Source organism: Synechococcus sp. H55.2, assembly GCF_047462495.1.
GTDB lineage: Bacteria > Cyanobacteriota > Cyanobacteriia > Thermostichales > Thermostichaceae > Thermostichus.
This window is the reverse complement of record NZ_JANSJH010000007.1, coordinates 1-14,049: the sequence shown is the minus strand read 5'-3', so window position 1 is coordinate 14,049 and position 14,049 is coordinate 1. Positions and strand designations below refer to the sequence as shown.

At 62.2% G+C, this 14,049-nt stretch carries 10 protein-coding genes and 1 pseudogene; 6 read left to right on the top strand and 5 right to left on the bottom strand.

Annotation, left to right across the window (positions count from 1 at the left end):
* Nucleotides 1-756, top strand: a pseudogene (locus NW844_RS01820) (hypothetical protein); the annotation flags it as partial.
* A 27-nt stretch (nt 757-783) separates the two neighbouring features.
* Here NW844_RS01820 and NW844_RS01815 read toward each other — a convergent pair.
* Nucleotides 784-1,221 (bottom strand): hypothetical protein, encoded by a 438-nt coding sequence (locus tag NW844_RS01815; protein ID WP_414332969.1) that lies wholly within the window; start codon nt 1,219-1,221, stop codon nt 784-786.
* 186 nt (nt 1,222-1,407) lie between these two features.
* Between NW844_RS01815 and NW844_RS01810 the strand changes: the two genes are divergently transcribed.
* On the top strand, nt 1,408-1,935 hold the full coding sequence (locus NW844_RS01810) for an adenine phosphoribosyltransferase (RefSeq protein WP_414332967.1): 528 nt from the start codon (nt 1,408-1,410) through the stop codon (nt 1,933-1,935).
* Nucleotides 1,936-2,124: 189 nt separating this feature from the next.
* On the opposite strand, the gene NW844_RS01805 is transcribed toward NW844_RS01810, so the two are convergent.
* From NW844_RS01805 to glyA, 3 genes are read right to left on the bottom strand one after another with little or no spacing between them, the layout of a single operon-like run.
* Entirely contained in the window at nt 2,125-2,748 is a 624-nt protein-coding gene (locus NW844_RS01805) for a hypothetical protein (protein ID WP_414332965.1), read from the bottom strand.
* Nucleotides 2,749-2,755: 7 nt separating this feature from the next.
* Nucleotides 2,756-3,853, bottom strand: a complete 1,098-nt coding sequence (locus NW844_RS01800) for a glycosyltransferase family 4 protein (protein ID WP_414332963.1) — start codon at nt 3,851-3,853, stop codon at nt 2,756-2,758.
* Between the two features lie 24 nt (nt 3,854-3,877).
* Nucleotides 3,878-5,203 carry a serine hydroxymethyltransferase gene (glyA, locus tag NW844_RS01795; RefSeq protein ID WP_414332961.1) on the bottom strand — a complete coding sequence of 442 codons (1,326 nt, stop codon included), beginning with the start codon at nt 5,201-5,203 and terminating at the stop codon, nt 3,878-3,880.
* Between the two features lie 227 nt (nt 5,204-5,430).
* Here glyA and psaM point away from each other — a divergent pair, with 227 nt between their 5' ends.
* The 3 genes from psaM (at nt 5,431) to purL (ending at nt 10,406) form a co-directional block, all read left to right on the top strand.
* The gene (gene psaM, locus NW844_RS01790) at nt 5,431-5,523 is read left to right on the top strand and encodes a photosystem I reaction center subunit XII (RefSeq protein WP_414332959.1); all 93 of its coding nucleotides are present in this window, start codon (nt 5,431-5,433) and stop codon (nt 5,521-5,523) included.
* Nucleotides 5,524-5,685: 162 nt separating this feature from the next.
* Nucleotides 5,686-8,109 (top strand): ATP-dependent DNA helicase RecG, encoded by a 2,424-nt coding sequence (gene recG / locus NW844_RS01785; RefSeq protein ID WP_414333035.1) that lies wholly within the window; start codon nt 5,686-5,688, stop codon nt 8,107-8,109.
* 11 nt (nt 8,110-8,120) lie between these two features.
* Complete coding sequence (gene purL / locus NW844_RS01780) at nt 8,121-10,406, top strand: phosphoribosylformylglycinamidine synthase subunit PurL (RefSeq protein WP_414332957.1); 2,286 nt, start codon at nt 8,121-8,123, stop codon at nt 10,404-10,406.
* 80 nt (nt 10,407-10,486) lie between these two features.
* Here purL and trxB read toward each other — a convergent pair whose 3' ends face one another.
* Nucleotides 10,487-11,920, bottom strand: coding sequence for a thioredoxin-disulfide reductase (gene trxB / locus NW844_RS01775; RefSeq protein WP_414332955.1), 1,434 nt, complete (start codon nt 11,918-11,920; stop codon nt 10,487-10,489).
* 409 nt (nt 11,921-12,329) lie between these two features.
* On the opposite strand from trxB, the gene glnA reads away from it, so the two are divergent.
* Complete coding sequence (glnA, locus tag NW844_RS01770) at nt 12,330-13,754, top strand: type I glutamate--ammonia ligase (RefSeq protein WP_414332953.1); 1,425 nt, start codon at nt 12,330-12,332, stop codon at nt 13,752-13,754.
* The last annotated feature ends 295 nt before the right edge of the window (nt 13,755-14,049 follow it).

The window sequence follows — 14,049 nt, the reverse complement described above, 5'->3', positions numbered from 1 at the left end:
GGGCTGCTCTGGGATCCCAAAGGGGGATTGTGGGTGGCCGACAGCGGCAACCACTGCCTACGCCACATCAGCCCTCAGCGGCAGGTAACCACCTTTGCCGGCACTTGTGTAGCCGGCTACCGCGATGGGGAGCGTGACCAGGCGCAGTTTCGCGAGCCCTTTGGCCTGGCCTTGGGTTCAGATGGTAGCGTTTACGTGGCCGACCGTGCCGACCGCCGCATCCGCCGCATCACCCCTGCAGGTGAGGTGGCCACGGTTGCCGGCACCGGCCAGCCGGGATCCGCCGATGGCCCGGCAGAGCGGGCCCAGCTCCTGCAGCCCACGGCCCTGGCGGTGGACAGGGAAGGGAATCTCTGGATTGCCGATCAGCATCGCCTGCGCCTGTTGTCTGTTGCCGGACAACTGACCACCCAATCGGATCCAGAGGCGGGCTACCGCGATGGCCCCCTGGCGGAATCCCGTTTTCGCTCTCTCGCCGGGCTGGCCTTCGATAGTTCAGGCGTCCTCTGGCTGGCCGACCGAGATAACCAGCGCATTCGGCGGCTTCAGCCTGGGGGACAAGTTTCCACCCTGGCCGGACAGAATGAGCCTGGTTGGCAGGACGGCCCCACCTCGGCGGCCCGCTTCCAGCAGCCTGCCGGCTTGGTGGTCTTACCGGATGGCAGTGTGGTGGTGGTGGACCCTGGCTTGCCGGGCTTGCGTCGCATAAGCCGTGTCGCCTCTGGGCGCGCTACCCCAACTCCTGTAGGCCCTTGACCCGTCGCCGTCTGGGGGATCCCTTACTCACTCAATCACCAGATTTTTCGGGCCGGCGTTCACCTCGGGGCGACCCTGATTGAAGTTGGCCAGGAACGTGTCTGGATCCTTGAGGCTGAAGACCAGCTTTTTGCAGGGTACTTGCAGACCCAGCGGCCCCAGCAGAGGGATGAAGAGGGTCTTTTCCTGCAGCAGCGGGATGGCAACCACCCCCTGGGTGCTGGTTACCGCGCCCACCAGCCCCTGGAAATCGGTACGCACGCCCAGGCCGTAGAACCAGGGCCAAGAGAAGCGCTCCCCTTGTCCCAACTCACTCAGGGAGAAGGTTTCGTTGAACAGGTTGCCCGCCCGGACAATTAACTTGTCCTGCAGCAGATCGACGTAAGCCGACTCACTGCCCACCCCAAACAGAGCCAGCGGCAAACTTGCCAGGGGATTGGAGTCGATGGCCATGTAATAGCGCATGAGAAGTCTCCGAGGTCAGGAACAGAAAGACCAGGTAAGCCGCGGCTCCCAGCCCTGCCAATTATAAAAAATCTTCCCCGCTGCCGAACGGACAAAAAGGGATCCCATCTGCCCTTAAGCTAAGCAGGTATGATGGGTTGCTTGGAGCGCCCTTTCGGCAAGCCACTGGCCAACGAGGAAAACAGGATGGATTTGCGCGCCTTCATCCGCTTGGTGCCCGATTTTCCCAAACCCGGGATCCTCTTTCGCGACATAACCCCCCTGCTGCAGGATCCAGCAGGCTTCCGGGCTGCTATTGAACAATTGGCCGCCGGCACCGCTGCCATGGGATCCCTGGACTATGTGGTGGGCATCGAGTCGCGCGGCTTTATTTTAGGAGCTGCCTTGGCTCAGCATCTGGGTTTGGGATTTGTCCCGGTTCGCAAGCCGGGCAAGTTGCCGCCGCCGGTGCTCAGCCAAATCTACAGCCTGGAATACGGCCAAGACCAGCTGCAACTTCATGCCCACGCCCTGCGCCCCGGCAACCGAGTGGTGATCGTAGATGATGTCATCGCCAGCGGGGGCACCGCCGCCGCCACCGCCCAATTGGTGGCCCAGAGCGGGGCTGAGGTGGGGGGGTTTGCCTTCTTGATCGAGCTGGCTTTCTTGTCGGGCCGCAAGCTCCTGCCCCCTGAGATCCCCACCCATGTGGTGATGGTGGACGAATCCAACTGAACTCCCAAACAGAACGAGGAAATTCTTCTGGATCCCTGTGGGCAGGAAGTTGGGCCTGGATGCGCGGTTCTACACCCCTCATCTTGGGCTGCAGATAGCAGGGCGACGGCCTTGCTATGCTTCCCATCTCCCCTCTCCCTTTGGGAGAGGGGCTGGGGGTGAGGGCACCAGAGCGCTTTGTAGGCAACCTCACCGCAGGTGTAGCGGCTGGCGGACGCCCACCTCTGGTGCTTTGGCTTTGGGCAGAGGTTGGGTCAGGTGGCTGAGCTGAGCTTGCGCCTGCAGTTGTTCCTCAATCCAGTCGGCTAGCTCCCGCATGTAGAGGGCCACATGAATTGCCTGGTCGCGCCGCAGCGGCTCCACCCCTTTTGCAGCCAGGCGGGCCAGGATAACCGGATCGCTCAGCTCTTCCAGGGCGGCAAAGTCTTCCGGCCGGTCAAACCCCAGCTCTGCCATCTTCTCAAACACATATCCCAGCCGCAGGCCCGTGGTCTCACACTGGGCTTCCCAGGGATCCCTCAGGACAAGGGCAGCAGTGCGGTAGGCCGTTTGGGCAATGGAGCGCCAGGTGCCGCGGTGGATGCGCAGGCTAAGCTGCTGCTGATTCCAGCCCAGGGCTTCCCGCACCAGCAGGCCGCAATTGCAGCGAGTACTATCCCGCCAGCAGTACTCGCGATCCCAAAAGCCCCAGTGCTGGGCCTGTAGGCGATCAGCAGTGCGGCGCAAAAGGGCCGCCAGCTCCGGTGTAGGACGCATCATCAAGGCGGCAGAGGAGATCTCTTCCAGTCTAGGCAGGCGGGCGGCTGGGAACAAGCTGGGCTTAATCCTTTTTTGAGTTAATTGGATCTGCTGCTTGAACCTCTGCATCCTCAGAAGACCGTTGCCGCCGACGCTGGCGTTGCCAGGCCCCCCAGCTTACTCCCGCCAACAGCAGCGAGGCGCCGCCCAGGTAGGTGCCCCCTGCCGGCAGGCCGGCCAAGGCCAAGGCCAGGGATCCCCCCCAAAGGGTCATGGCGTAGATCAAGAGCACTGAATGCCGCTGCGACAGGCCGGCTTTGAGCAGGCGATGGTGCAAGTGGCCCTTGTCGGGATGAAAGGGGGACTTGCCCCTGGCCAGCCGCTTGAGGATGACGGCAGACATATCCAGGATTGGCACGGCGAGGATAAAAAACGGCAGGGCCACCGCCAGCGTGGTCACCCCCTTGGCCACCCCAATGACCCCGATCCCGGCCAGGGTAAAGCCCAAAAAGTAGGCTCCCCCATCTCCCATGAAGATCTGAGCCGGGTTGAAGTTGTAGCGCAAAAAGCCCAGGCAGGCCCCTGCCAAGGCTGCCGCCAGCATGGCCGCCGCCGGCCGATCCAGCAGCAGCGTTACCATCAGCATCACGACTGCCGCGATCCCTGACACCCCTGCCGCCAAGCCATCCAGGCCGTCCATGAAGTTGATGGCGTTGGCCATCCCCACCAGCCACAGCAGGGTAATCAGCAGGCTCAGCCACACCGGGAAGGGCCAGATGCCGATCCCCGGTAGATTAATGAACTCGATGCGCACCCCCACTCCCCAGGCGGCGGCAGCCACCCCAAACTGCATCGCCAGGCGGGAAAAGGGCGACAACTGAAACAGATCGTCGGCCAGGCCAATCAAAAAAAACAAAACGCCGCCGATCGTCACCCCCCAGATCTCGTACTCTTGCTCGGTGCGCAGCCCCGCGAACGCCCCTGCTCCCCAGAGCAAGAGCAGCGCCACCAGGTTGCCGAAAAAGATGGAAACTCCCCCCAGGCGCACCATCGGCTGCCGGTGGATCTTACGCTCATCGGGAAAATCCAACTGGCCGCTGCGGATCCCGACCGCCTTCACCATTGGGGTTGCCCACAGAACCACACAGGCAGCAGCGAGAAAGGCAACCAAGTAGGGCATGGCAAGCCGCGGAGAGGACTGCGGTTATCCCAACTGGGGGTAGAGCGGAAAACGGCGGCAGAGCTGGGCCACTCGCCGGCGACAGTTTTCGAGCACAGCCAGATCCCCCGGTTGAAACAGGCAATCGGCAATAATTTCCCCAATTTCCTCAAATTCTGCTGCGCCCAGGCCGCGGGTGGTCAAGGCCGGGGATCCCAGGCGCAGGCCGCTGGCCACAAAGGGCGGCTGCGGGTCAAAGGGGATGGTGTTTTTGTTGGCAGTAATGTGGATCTCTTCCATCAGGCGATCCGCCCGCTTGCCCGTCATCACCGGATCCGCCGCTCCGTTTTTCTCCAGCACTGCCGAGACCGAGCGCAGATCCAGCAACATCAGGTGGTTGTCGGTGCCCCCCGAAACCAACCGGATGCCCCGTCGTTGCAGCGTTGCTGCCAGTGCCTGAGCATTGGCAATGACCTGGGCGGAGTACTGGGCAAAGCTGGGCTGCAGGGCTTCTCCAAAGGCCACTGCCTTGCCGGCAATGACATGCTCCAAAGGCCCCCCTTGGCTGCCGGGGAACACCGCCTTGTCCAGCTTTTTGCCCAATTCCGGGTCGCGGGTGAGAATCAGCCCCCCGCGCGGCCCCCGCAGCGTCTTGTGGGTGGTGGTGGTTACCACATCGCAGAGGGGCACGGGGTTGGGGTGGTGCCCAGTGGCCACCAGGCCAGCAATGTGGGCAATGTCTGCCATCAGATAGGCCCCCACCTCATCGGCAATGGCGCGGAAGGCAGCAAAATCAATTGTCCGCGGGTAGGCGGAGTAGCCGCAGATAATCAGCTTAGGCCGGTGCTGCAGGGCCAGATCCCGCACCTGGTCAAAATCAATCCGCTCCGTCTGCGGATCCACGCCATAGTGCACCACGCGGAACCACTTGCCGGAGACATTAACTGGCGAGCCGTGGGTGAGGTGGCCGCCGTGGGCCAGATCCATGCCCATGATCGTGTCTCCTGGCTGCAGCAGAGCCAAGAAAACCGCGAAATTGGCCTGGGCACCGGAGTGGGGCTGGACATTGGCGTGGGCCGCCCCAAACAGTTGCTTGGCGCGGTCGATGGCCAGTTGTTCGATCTCGTCGATAAATTCGCAGCCGCCGTAGTAGCGCTTGCCGGGCAGCCCCTCTGCATACTTGTTGGTAAGCACCGAGCCCTGCGCCGCCAGGACGGCCGGCGAGGTGAAGTTCTCGCTGGCAATCATCTCCAGGTGATCCCGCTGGCGGTTGAGTTCTTGCTGGATGAGGCGGTAGACGATGGGATCCGTTTCGGCCAAAATGGCCAGGTTGTCCCGGGGAGTGGTTAGGCTGTGGGGGGCGGCTACCATGGTGACGCCAAGAGCAAACGTTGCAAAGAAAAAAAGGCCAGAATTACCCTGCGGTCGCAACAGCGTTGCGAAGCAACATCGTAACACAGGCCAGGGGATCCCGCAGCGGCTAAGCGCAGAACCAAAGGCCGCTTTGTAAAGAATGTTTTTGGGCCCCAGGTCTGGTCACCAGCCGGGGTAAAGTGAGGGGCAGGTTTACAGCACTGGGTTTGTTTTAGGAGTTGGCTATGACCGACGCGCAAGTTTTCACCATCCTGGCCATTGCCCTGGTGCCGGCAGTGATGGCCGTGCTGCTGGGATCCGCCCTGGCCCGCAGCTAGTTTCCATCTGGAAGAATAAGGTTGCTCTGGATCCGGGGGCCTGTCCTATAGAGCAGGCCCTTTTGAGTTGAGGCCCAGGGGCTGCGCCTGGGACGCTTTGCCATTGGCTAAAGTTGGATAAAGGATACTACCGGCAGCCAACCCAGAAGCAACTTGAGCCAGGTGGATCTACAGCGGGTTCAGCGCGCCCTTTCTCTGGAAGCGGAGGTGGGGTTTACCGACCTGCGGGGGCGAGAGCAGACCTTCTCCCAATTTTTGCAGAGCGTGTTTGGCCAGGATCCCCCCGCTGGCTGGATCCTGGATGGGGAAGAGCGACGGCGGTGGAAAGAACTGGGATCCCGCTATCGCCTCTACCCCCAGCTAGAGCTGCCGGAGCGGCAGCACCTGGTGGCGGAAACCCGCCGCTGGCTGGAGCGGCTGCGTCGCCAGCAAGAACAAGCCCACTCTGCTCCACCCAGCCCTGCTTTGCCCCTGCCCAAGGGCCTTAGTTTGGAGCAGCCGCTGCAATTTCTCAAGGGCATTGGCCCCAAGTCGGCGGAGAAACTGGCGCAACTGGGCCTGCACACTGTGCGCGATGCCCTCTACTACTTCCCACGGGATCACCTGGACTATTCCCGCCGCGTGCTCATCCGCCAGGCCAAGGTGGGGGAGACGGTTACCCTGGTGGGGACGGTGAAAAGCTGCAGTTGCTTTACCAGCCCCAAAAACCCCTTGCTGACCATCTTCAACCTCAAGCTTGCCGACAAAAGCGGCGTAGTCACCCTCAGCCGCTTCTACAGCGGGCGGCAATTTGCCCAGCGCAGTTGGCAGGCGGCCCTGGAGCGGCAATACCCCAAGGGGGCAGTGGTGGCGGCCAGCGGTCTGGTGAAAAAGGGCCGCTTGGGCTTGACACTGGAGAACCCGCAACTGGAGGTGCTGGGGGGAGAGGGCGAGGATCTGGAGAGGTTGGGCAAGATCCTACCCGTTTACCCCCTCTCAGAAGGGATCCCCGCCGATCTGGTGCGCAAAGCCATCCAGCTTGCCCTGCCGGCAGCCGCCTTGGTGGAGGATCCCTTGCCGGAGCACCTGAAGCGGCAGTTGCAGCTGTTGGACTTGCCCCTTGCCCTGCAGCAGATCCACTTTCCCAAGACGCAAGAGCTGCTGGCCCAGGCCCGGCGGCGGCTGGTGTTCGACGAGTTTTTCTACCTGCAACTTAGCCTCTTGCAGCGGCGGCAGCGCTACCGCGCCCAGGCCCAGGCTGTCCCCCGCTACCAGCCAGCTAGAGGAGAGCTCTTGGACCGCTTCTACCAAATCCTGCCCTTCCAGCTGACCGCTGCCCAGCAGCGGGCCATCGACGAGATCCTGGCGGATCTGCGGGATCCCTTGCCCATGAACCGCCTGCTGCAGGGGGATGTGGGATCCGGCAAAACTGTGGTGGCGGTGGCGGCTTTGCTGGCGGCCATCCAGTCGGGCTGGCAGACGGCCCTCATGGCTCCCACGGAGGTCTTGGCCGAGCAGCACTACCGCAAGCTGGTGGAGTGGCTCAGCCAACTGCAAGTGCCTGTGGAACTTTTGACCGGCTCCACACCCCCCGCCAAGCGGCGCGAGATCCTACGGCAGTTGCAGACCGGGGAGCTGCCCCTAGTGGTTGGCACCCATGCCCTCATCCAGCCGGCGGTGCAGTTTCGCAACCTGGGCTTGGTGGTTATCGACGAGCAGCACCGCTTTGGCGTCGAACAGCGGGCTGCCCTGCAACAGAAAGGGGATCACCCCGATGTCCTGACCATGACGGCCACCCCCATCCCCCGCACCCTTACCCTGGCCCTGCACGGGGATCTGGATGTTACCCAAATTGACGAGTTGCCCCCGGGGCGCAAGCCGGTGCACACGGTGGTGGCTCGACCGGGGGATCGCCTGCAGGTGGTGCGGCTGATGGAGCGGGAGATTGCCCAGGGGCGGCAGGCCTACGTAGTGCTGCCTTTGATTGAAGAGTCCGAGAAGCTGGATCTCAAGTCCGCCATTGAGGAACACCAGCGCCTGCAGGAGAAGGTCTTCCCCCAGTTCCGGGTGGGCCTGCTGCACGGGCGTCTGACCAGCAGCGAGAAGGACGCCGTCATAGAAGCTTTCCGCCGGCGGGAGCTGGATATCCTCGTCTCCACCACAGTGGTGGAAGTGGGGGTGGATGTGCCCAACGCCTCGGTGATGCTGGTGGAGCATGCTGAGCGCTTTGGCCTCTCCCAGCTCCACCAACTGCGGGGGCGGGTGGGGCGGGGATCCGACCAGGCCTACTGCATTTTAATGACGGGATCCCAAAGCGAAGAGGCCCTGCGCCGGCTAAAAGTCCTGGAGCAGTCCCACGATGGCTTTTTCATTGCCGAGATGGATCTGCGCTTCCGCGGCCCTGGGGAGGTGATGGGCACCCGCCAGTCGGGACTGCCCGATTTTGCTCTGGCCAGCCTCATGGATGACCAAGAGGTGCTGCAGTTGGCCCGCCAGGCAGCAGAGCAGCTCATTGCCCAAGACCCACAGCTGCAGCAGTGGCCCCGCCTGCGTCGCATACTGGAAGAACGCCAGGCCCGTCTTTTGGGGCCGGCTTTGTTGACTTAACCTTGGTGCCTATGCCCCCTACTCCTGAAGAGCTGACGCTCCACGGCCTCTCCCCCCAGGAATATCACCAGATCCAGCAGCAACTGGGCCGGGATCCCAACCCCACCGAGCTGGGCATGTTTGGGGTGATGTGGTCGGAGCACTGCTGCTACAAGAACTCTCGCCCTCTGCTGAAAAACTTTCCCACTACGGGCGAGCGGGTGGTGGTGGGGCCGGGGGAAAATGCCGGCGTCATAGATTTGGGGGATGGGGACTGGCTGGCCTTTAAGATTGAATCCCACAACCATCCTTCAGCGGTTGAGCCCTTCCAGGGAGCGGCCACCGGCGTGGGAGGCATCCTGCGCGATATCTTTACCCTGGGCGCCCGCCCCATTGCCCTGCTCAACTCCCTGCGCTTTGGGCCGCTGACGGATCCCCGCAACCGCCGCCTCATGGCCAGGGTGGTGGAGGGGATCGCCCACTACGGCAACTGCGTGGGGGTGCCCACGGTGGGGGGGGAAGTGGCCGTGGATCCCTGCTACAGTGGCAACCCCCTGGTCAACGTCATGGCTCTGGGGCTGCTGGAGACGCCGGCGGTGGTGAAATCGGCAGCTCGGGGGGTGGGGAATCCGGTCTTGTACGTGGGCGCCCCCACGGGGCGGGACGGGATCCGCGGGGCCAGCTTTGCCAGCGCCGAGCTCAAGGAGGACTCCCAGCAGGATCGGCCGGCGGTGCAGGTGGGGGATCCCTTTCTGGGCAAATGTCTCATCGAGGCTTGCCTGGAGGCCTTTGCCACGGGAGCCGTGGTGGCCGCCCAGGACATGGGAGCGGCCGGGATCACCTGCTCCACGGCGGAGATGGCCGCCAAAGGCGGCGTAGGGATCCGCTTTGATCTCGACCGGGTGCCGGCGCGGGAAAGCGGCATGGCCGCCTGGGAGTACCTGCTTTCGGAGTCCCAGGAGCGGATGCTGCTGGTGGTGCAAAAAGGTCGCGAGGCGGAGGTGATGGAGATCTTCCACCGCTGGGGCCTGCAGGCCAGCGTGGCCGGAGAAGTCATTGCCGAGCCGCTGGTGGAGATCTGGCACCGCGGATCCTGCGTGGTGCAAGTGCCGGCGCGGGCCTTGGCCGAAGAGACCCCCGTCTACGTCCGCCCGCTGCTGCCAGAGCCACCGGAGTACGTCCAGGCAGCGTGGCAGTGGGATCCCGCCACCCTACCCCCCTGCACTCGCGAAGGGATCCACCTCGATCAGGCAACCCTGACGTGGCAAGAGGTGCTGCTGCGGCTTTTGGCCCGCCCCACCCTGGCCAGCAAAGCCTGGATCTATCGCCAATATGACCACCAGGTGCAAAACAACACTGTCCTTTGGCCGGGGCAGGGAGATGCAGCGGTTATCCGCATCCGCTCGCAAAAGTTTGGCGTCGGCGAGGTGCCACCCCTGCAGGCTGCCCGCAAGGCCATTGCTGCCACCCTAGATGGCAATGGCCGCTGGGTGTATTTGGATCCCTACGAGGGGGCCAAAGCCGCGGTGGCCGAAGCCGCCCGCAACCTCTCCTGCGTGGGGGCGGAGCCCTTGGCTGTAACCGACAACCTCAACTTCGGCAACCCGGAAAACCCGGTGGTGTACTGGCAGTTGGCCCTGGCCTGTCGGGGGATTGGGGAGGCCTGCCGTGCCCTAGGGACACCGGTAACAGGGGGGAACGTTTCCCTCTACAACGAGAAGGGATCCCAGGCCATCTACCCGACCCCCGTTATCGGCATGGTCGGTCTCATTCCGGACTTGAAGTTGGTCTGTGGCCAGGGGTGGCAGCAAGAAAGCGATCTCATCTACCTCTTGGGATCCCAGGCTGTTACCAGTCTGGGCGGCAGCGAGTATTTGGCGGCAATCTACCACAAGGTCACGGGTCGGCCTGCCCCCGTGGATCTGGAGCTGGAAAAGCGCGTGCAAGCCGCCTGCCGCCACGGCATCCGGCAGGGGTGGGTGCGCTCCGCCCACGACTGTAGCGAGGGAGGACTGGCCGTGGCTCTGGCGGAAGCCTGCCTCAGCGGGGGCCGCGGCGCCAGTGTCTCTCTGGCTCCCGGATCCCTGCGCTGGGATCAGGCCCTGTTTGGCGAGGGATCCAGCCGCATCCTCGTTTCTGTCAATCCAGCCCAGCGCTCTCCTTGGGAAGCCTACTTAGAGTCACAGCTCCCCGGCCAGTGGCAACTGCTGGGACAAGTGGGATCCCCTGCCGATCCCTTGGCCTTGACGACGGCAGAAGGGGATCCCCTGTTGTCGGTCTCTTTGGCCGCCCTGCAGGCCGCCTACCACAACACCTAGCTCCCCTCTCCCTTGGGGAGAGGGGCTGGGGGTGAGGGCAGCTCCCTCTGGGAGAGGGGCTGGGGGTGAGGGGGACTACCTCAAGCTGATCTTGCTTCAGACAAATTGGCCTGGATCACCTCTCGGTAGTGGGACTTGGGCTTAACGCCCACCACCTGCGCCACCAGCTCCTTGTTTTTGAAAAACTGCACCGTCGGCGTGCAAGCTACCCCGCCTGCCTCGGCAATCTCCGGATCCTTCTCGATGTCGATCTCCACCACGTGCAGCTTGTCGGCAAACTCTTCGATGACCTTGTTCAAGATTGGCCTGAGGGCATGACAAGGGGCACAGGTGGGAGCGGTGTACTTGACCATCAGCAGGCGATTGCTTTCGTGGTAGAGCCGCCGCAGGGCATAGCTCCCTTCATGGCAGGTCTTGCTGAAATCCAGATCCTCGTGGCCGTTCTCCGCAAAGCTGGCTTCCTCAACCGCAGATTCCTCCGCCAACTCTGCCTCAGGCGGGGCGGCAGCAGAGCTGGGTTTAGGATGGCTCTGGGGCAAGACGTGATACTCCTGAGCCAGGCCGTGTTCCGAGAGCCAGCGCTCCGCTAACATGGCCGCCATACAGCCGGTGCCGGCAGCGGTGATGGCCTGGCGAAACTCGTGATCCTGCACATCCCCGGCGGCAAACACGCCCTCTACACTGGTGGCTACCGATCCTGGGCGGGTGACAATGTAGCCCACTTCATCCAGCTCCAGTTGCCCCGTGAACAAGTCAGTGTTGGGCTTGTGGCCGATGGCGTAGAACAGGCCGCCCACCGCCATCTCCCGGATCTCGCCCGTCTGGTTGTTGCGCACCTTCACCCCGGTCAGGCGCTGGCCGTCGCCCAGGACTTCCACCGCCTCGGTGTGCCAGTGCACCGTAATCTTGGGGTGGTTGAGCACCCGGTCTTGCATGGCCTTGCTGGCCCGCATCTTGCCACTGCGCACCAGCATGTGGATATGGGATCCAAACTTGGTCAGGTAGGTGGCCTCCTCACAGGCGGTATCGCCACCGCCGATCACCACCAACTCCACCCCCTTGAACATGGGCATGGCCCCATCGCAGACGGCGCAGGCGGACATGCCGCGGTTCCAGTAGGTCTCCTCCCCGGGCAGGTGCAGGCGCTTGGCCGTGGCCCCGGTGGCGATGATCAAGCTGTGGGTGCGCACTTCCCGCTCGTCAGAACGGACGACAAAAGGCCGCTGGCTCAGATCCACAAAGGTGACATCCTCGGGGTAGAGCTCCGCCCCCCACCGCTGTGCCTGGGCCCGCATGTTTTTCATCAGTTGGGGGCCGCTGATGCCCTCGGGAAAGCCCGGAAAGTTCTCCACCTCGGTGGTGGTCATCAGTTGCCCACCCGGGATCCCGCCCGCCTGGAAGCCCTCAAACACAACTGGCTTCAGGTTGGCGCGCCCGGCGTAAATGGCCGCCGTAAACCCAGCAGGGCCAGAACCGATAATCACCACATTCTCAATCCGACTTTGCTCTGTCATCCGCTCTCTCTCCTTCTGCAACAGGGATATTACATCAAACTCATAATGACTACGCTTTAGCCTAACACGATTCGGCGAACTGGGCGAGGCTGGGGCTCGTCAGTCCTATTTTCGCTCCCTTGGGGCAGCCGAGGCATTGGCCTATCTAGAACGCAGGTGTGGACTGCTGGCGGGCCTAATCCTGAGCTGGCGGCAAGAGGTCTTGCCCAGGTTGTCTCATCAGTTGGGCAGAAGGCCAGAGCCGGGCCAGTTTTGTATCAGAAGCTACAAAATGCCGGTGTTGGCCTTTCTAGGATGGGTGAGCGCTTTTGGCCCATCCAAGTCGAGGCGCGGGGATCATCCGCTGGGATCCCATTTGTTTCAGCCACAATTTCCCCAGTCTTAACTGCAACCCAATCAGGAGAGAGCGATGGCATCCACGCCCCAAGAAGTGCTTCAGATGATCCAGGACAACAATGTCCAGATGGTGGATCTCAAGTTTGTCGATATCTTCGGCACCTGGCAGCATGTCTCCTTCCACACCTCGATGATTAAGGAAGAAACCTTCACCGAGGGGCTCCCCTTCGATGGATCCAGCATCCGGGGCTGGAAAGCAATCAACGAGTCGGACATGTACATGGTGCCGGATCCCAAGACGGCCTGGATCGATCCCTTTCTCGAGGTGCCCACCCTCAGCATGACTTGCAGCATCGTTGAGCCGCGCACTGGCCAGCCTTACAGCCGCTGTCCCCGCAGCCTTGCTGCCCGTGCCGTCGCCTATCTGCGATCGACAGGCATTGCCGATACCGCCTACTTCGGGCCGGAGGCGGAATTTTTCATTTTTGAGGATATTCGTTTCGACCAAACTCAAAACTCGGCCTACTACTTTGTGGATTCCATTGAAGGTCGCTGGAACTCAGGCCGTGAGGAGAAAGGTGGCAACCTCGGCTACAAGCCTCGCTACAAGGAGGGCTATTTCCCCGTTCCGCCCACCGATGCGCACCAAAATATCCGCACAGAGATGCTGCTGACCATGGGCAAATTGGGGGTGCCCATCGAGAAGCATCACCACGAGGTGGCGACCGGCGGGCAAGGGGAGTTGGGCTATCGCTTCGCCGATCTGGTCACCGCTGCCGACTACATGATGGTCTACAAATATGTGATCCGGAACGTGGCCCGCAAGCACGGCAAGACGGTGACGTTTATGCCCAAGCCCCTGTTTAACGACAACGGCACCGGCATGCACACCCACCAGTCCCTCTGGAAGGATGGTCAGCCCTTGTTCTACAGCGAAGGCACCTACGCCAACCTGAGCGAGACAGCTCTCTACTACATCGGCGGCCTGCTCAAGCATGCTCCGGCGATCTTGGCTTTCACCAACCCCACCACCAACTCCTACAAACGCTTGGTGCCCGGGTTTGAGGCGCCAGTCAACTTGGCCTACTCGCAGGGCAACCGCTCGGCCTCCATTCGCATTCCGGTGACCGGCAACAATCCCAAAGCCAAGCGGCTGGAGTTCCGTTGTCCGGATGCCACCTGCAACCCCTACATCGCCTTCTCGGCCATGTTGATGGCCGGCTTGGACGGGATCAAAAACAAGATCCACCCCGGCGAGCCCCTCGACAAGGATATCTACGATCTGGAGCCGGACGAGCTGGCCAAGATCCCCTCCACACCTGGATCCCTGTTGGACGCTTTGGAGAACCTGCAGAAGGATCATGCTTTCTTGTTGGAGGGAGGCGTCTTTACCGAAGATCTCATCCAGACCTACATCGAGTACAAGATCGACAACGAGATCAACCCCATCAATCTGCGGCCTCACCCCTACGAGTTCGCGCTCTATTTCGACGCCTGATCGAGGTTTTCATCCAAAACATTCGTTCTCGAATGAGGTTTTGGAACGGGATCCCTTCTTTTGCCGTGGGGATCCCCTTTTTTTGCGCCTGCCCAGGTATTCTGGGTGTGAGCGCCGAAGTCTAGAGGTTGGAGGGAGGGTTTGCAATGGAATGGCTTATTTTTGTTCTGTTCTCGTTTTTTCTTATCGGCCTTCTGGCGCTTGTTGTCTATCTAGCTGACTATCTAGAGAAGAAGCGTCGGGAAGCTTTGGAGCAGGTGGCCAGGAGCCTGGGCATGTCGTTTTCGGCGGAGCT

Excerpts from the sequence above, each read along its gene's own strand:
- glyA (WP_414332961.1), bottom strand. The coding sequence starts at position 5,203 with ATGGTAGCCGCCCCCCACAGCCTAACCACTCCCCGGGACAACCTGGCC.
- NW844_RS01815 (WP_414332969.1), bottom strand. The coding sequence starts at position 1,221 with ATGCGCTATTACATGGCCATCGACTCCAATCCCCTGGCAAGTTTGCCG.
- psaM (WP_414332959.1), top strand. The coding sequence starts at position 5,431 with ATGACCGACGCGCAAGTTTTCACCATCCTGGCCATTGCCCTGGTGCCG.
- purL (WP_414332957.1), top strand. The coding sequence starts at position 8,121 with ATGCCCCCTACTCCTGAAGAGCTGACGCTCCACGGCCTCTCCCCCCAG.
- NW844_RS01800 (WP_414332963.1), bottom strand. The coding sequence starts at position 3,853 with ATGCCCTACTTGGTTGCCTTTCTCGCTGCTGCCTGTGTGGTTCTGTGG.
- trxB (WP_414332955.1), bottom strand. The coding sequence starts at position 11,920 with ATGACAGAGCAAAGTCGGATTGAGAATGTGGTGATTATCGGTTCTGGC.
- NW844_RS01810 (WP_414332967.1), top strand. The coding sequence starts at position 1,408 with ATGGATTTGCGCGCCTTCATCCGCTTGGTGCCCGATTTTCCCAAACCC.
- glnA (WP_414332953.1), top strand. The coding sequence starts at position 12,330 with ATGGCATCCACGCCCCAAGAAGTGCTTCAGATGATCCAGGACAACAAT.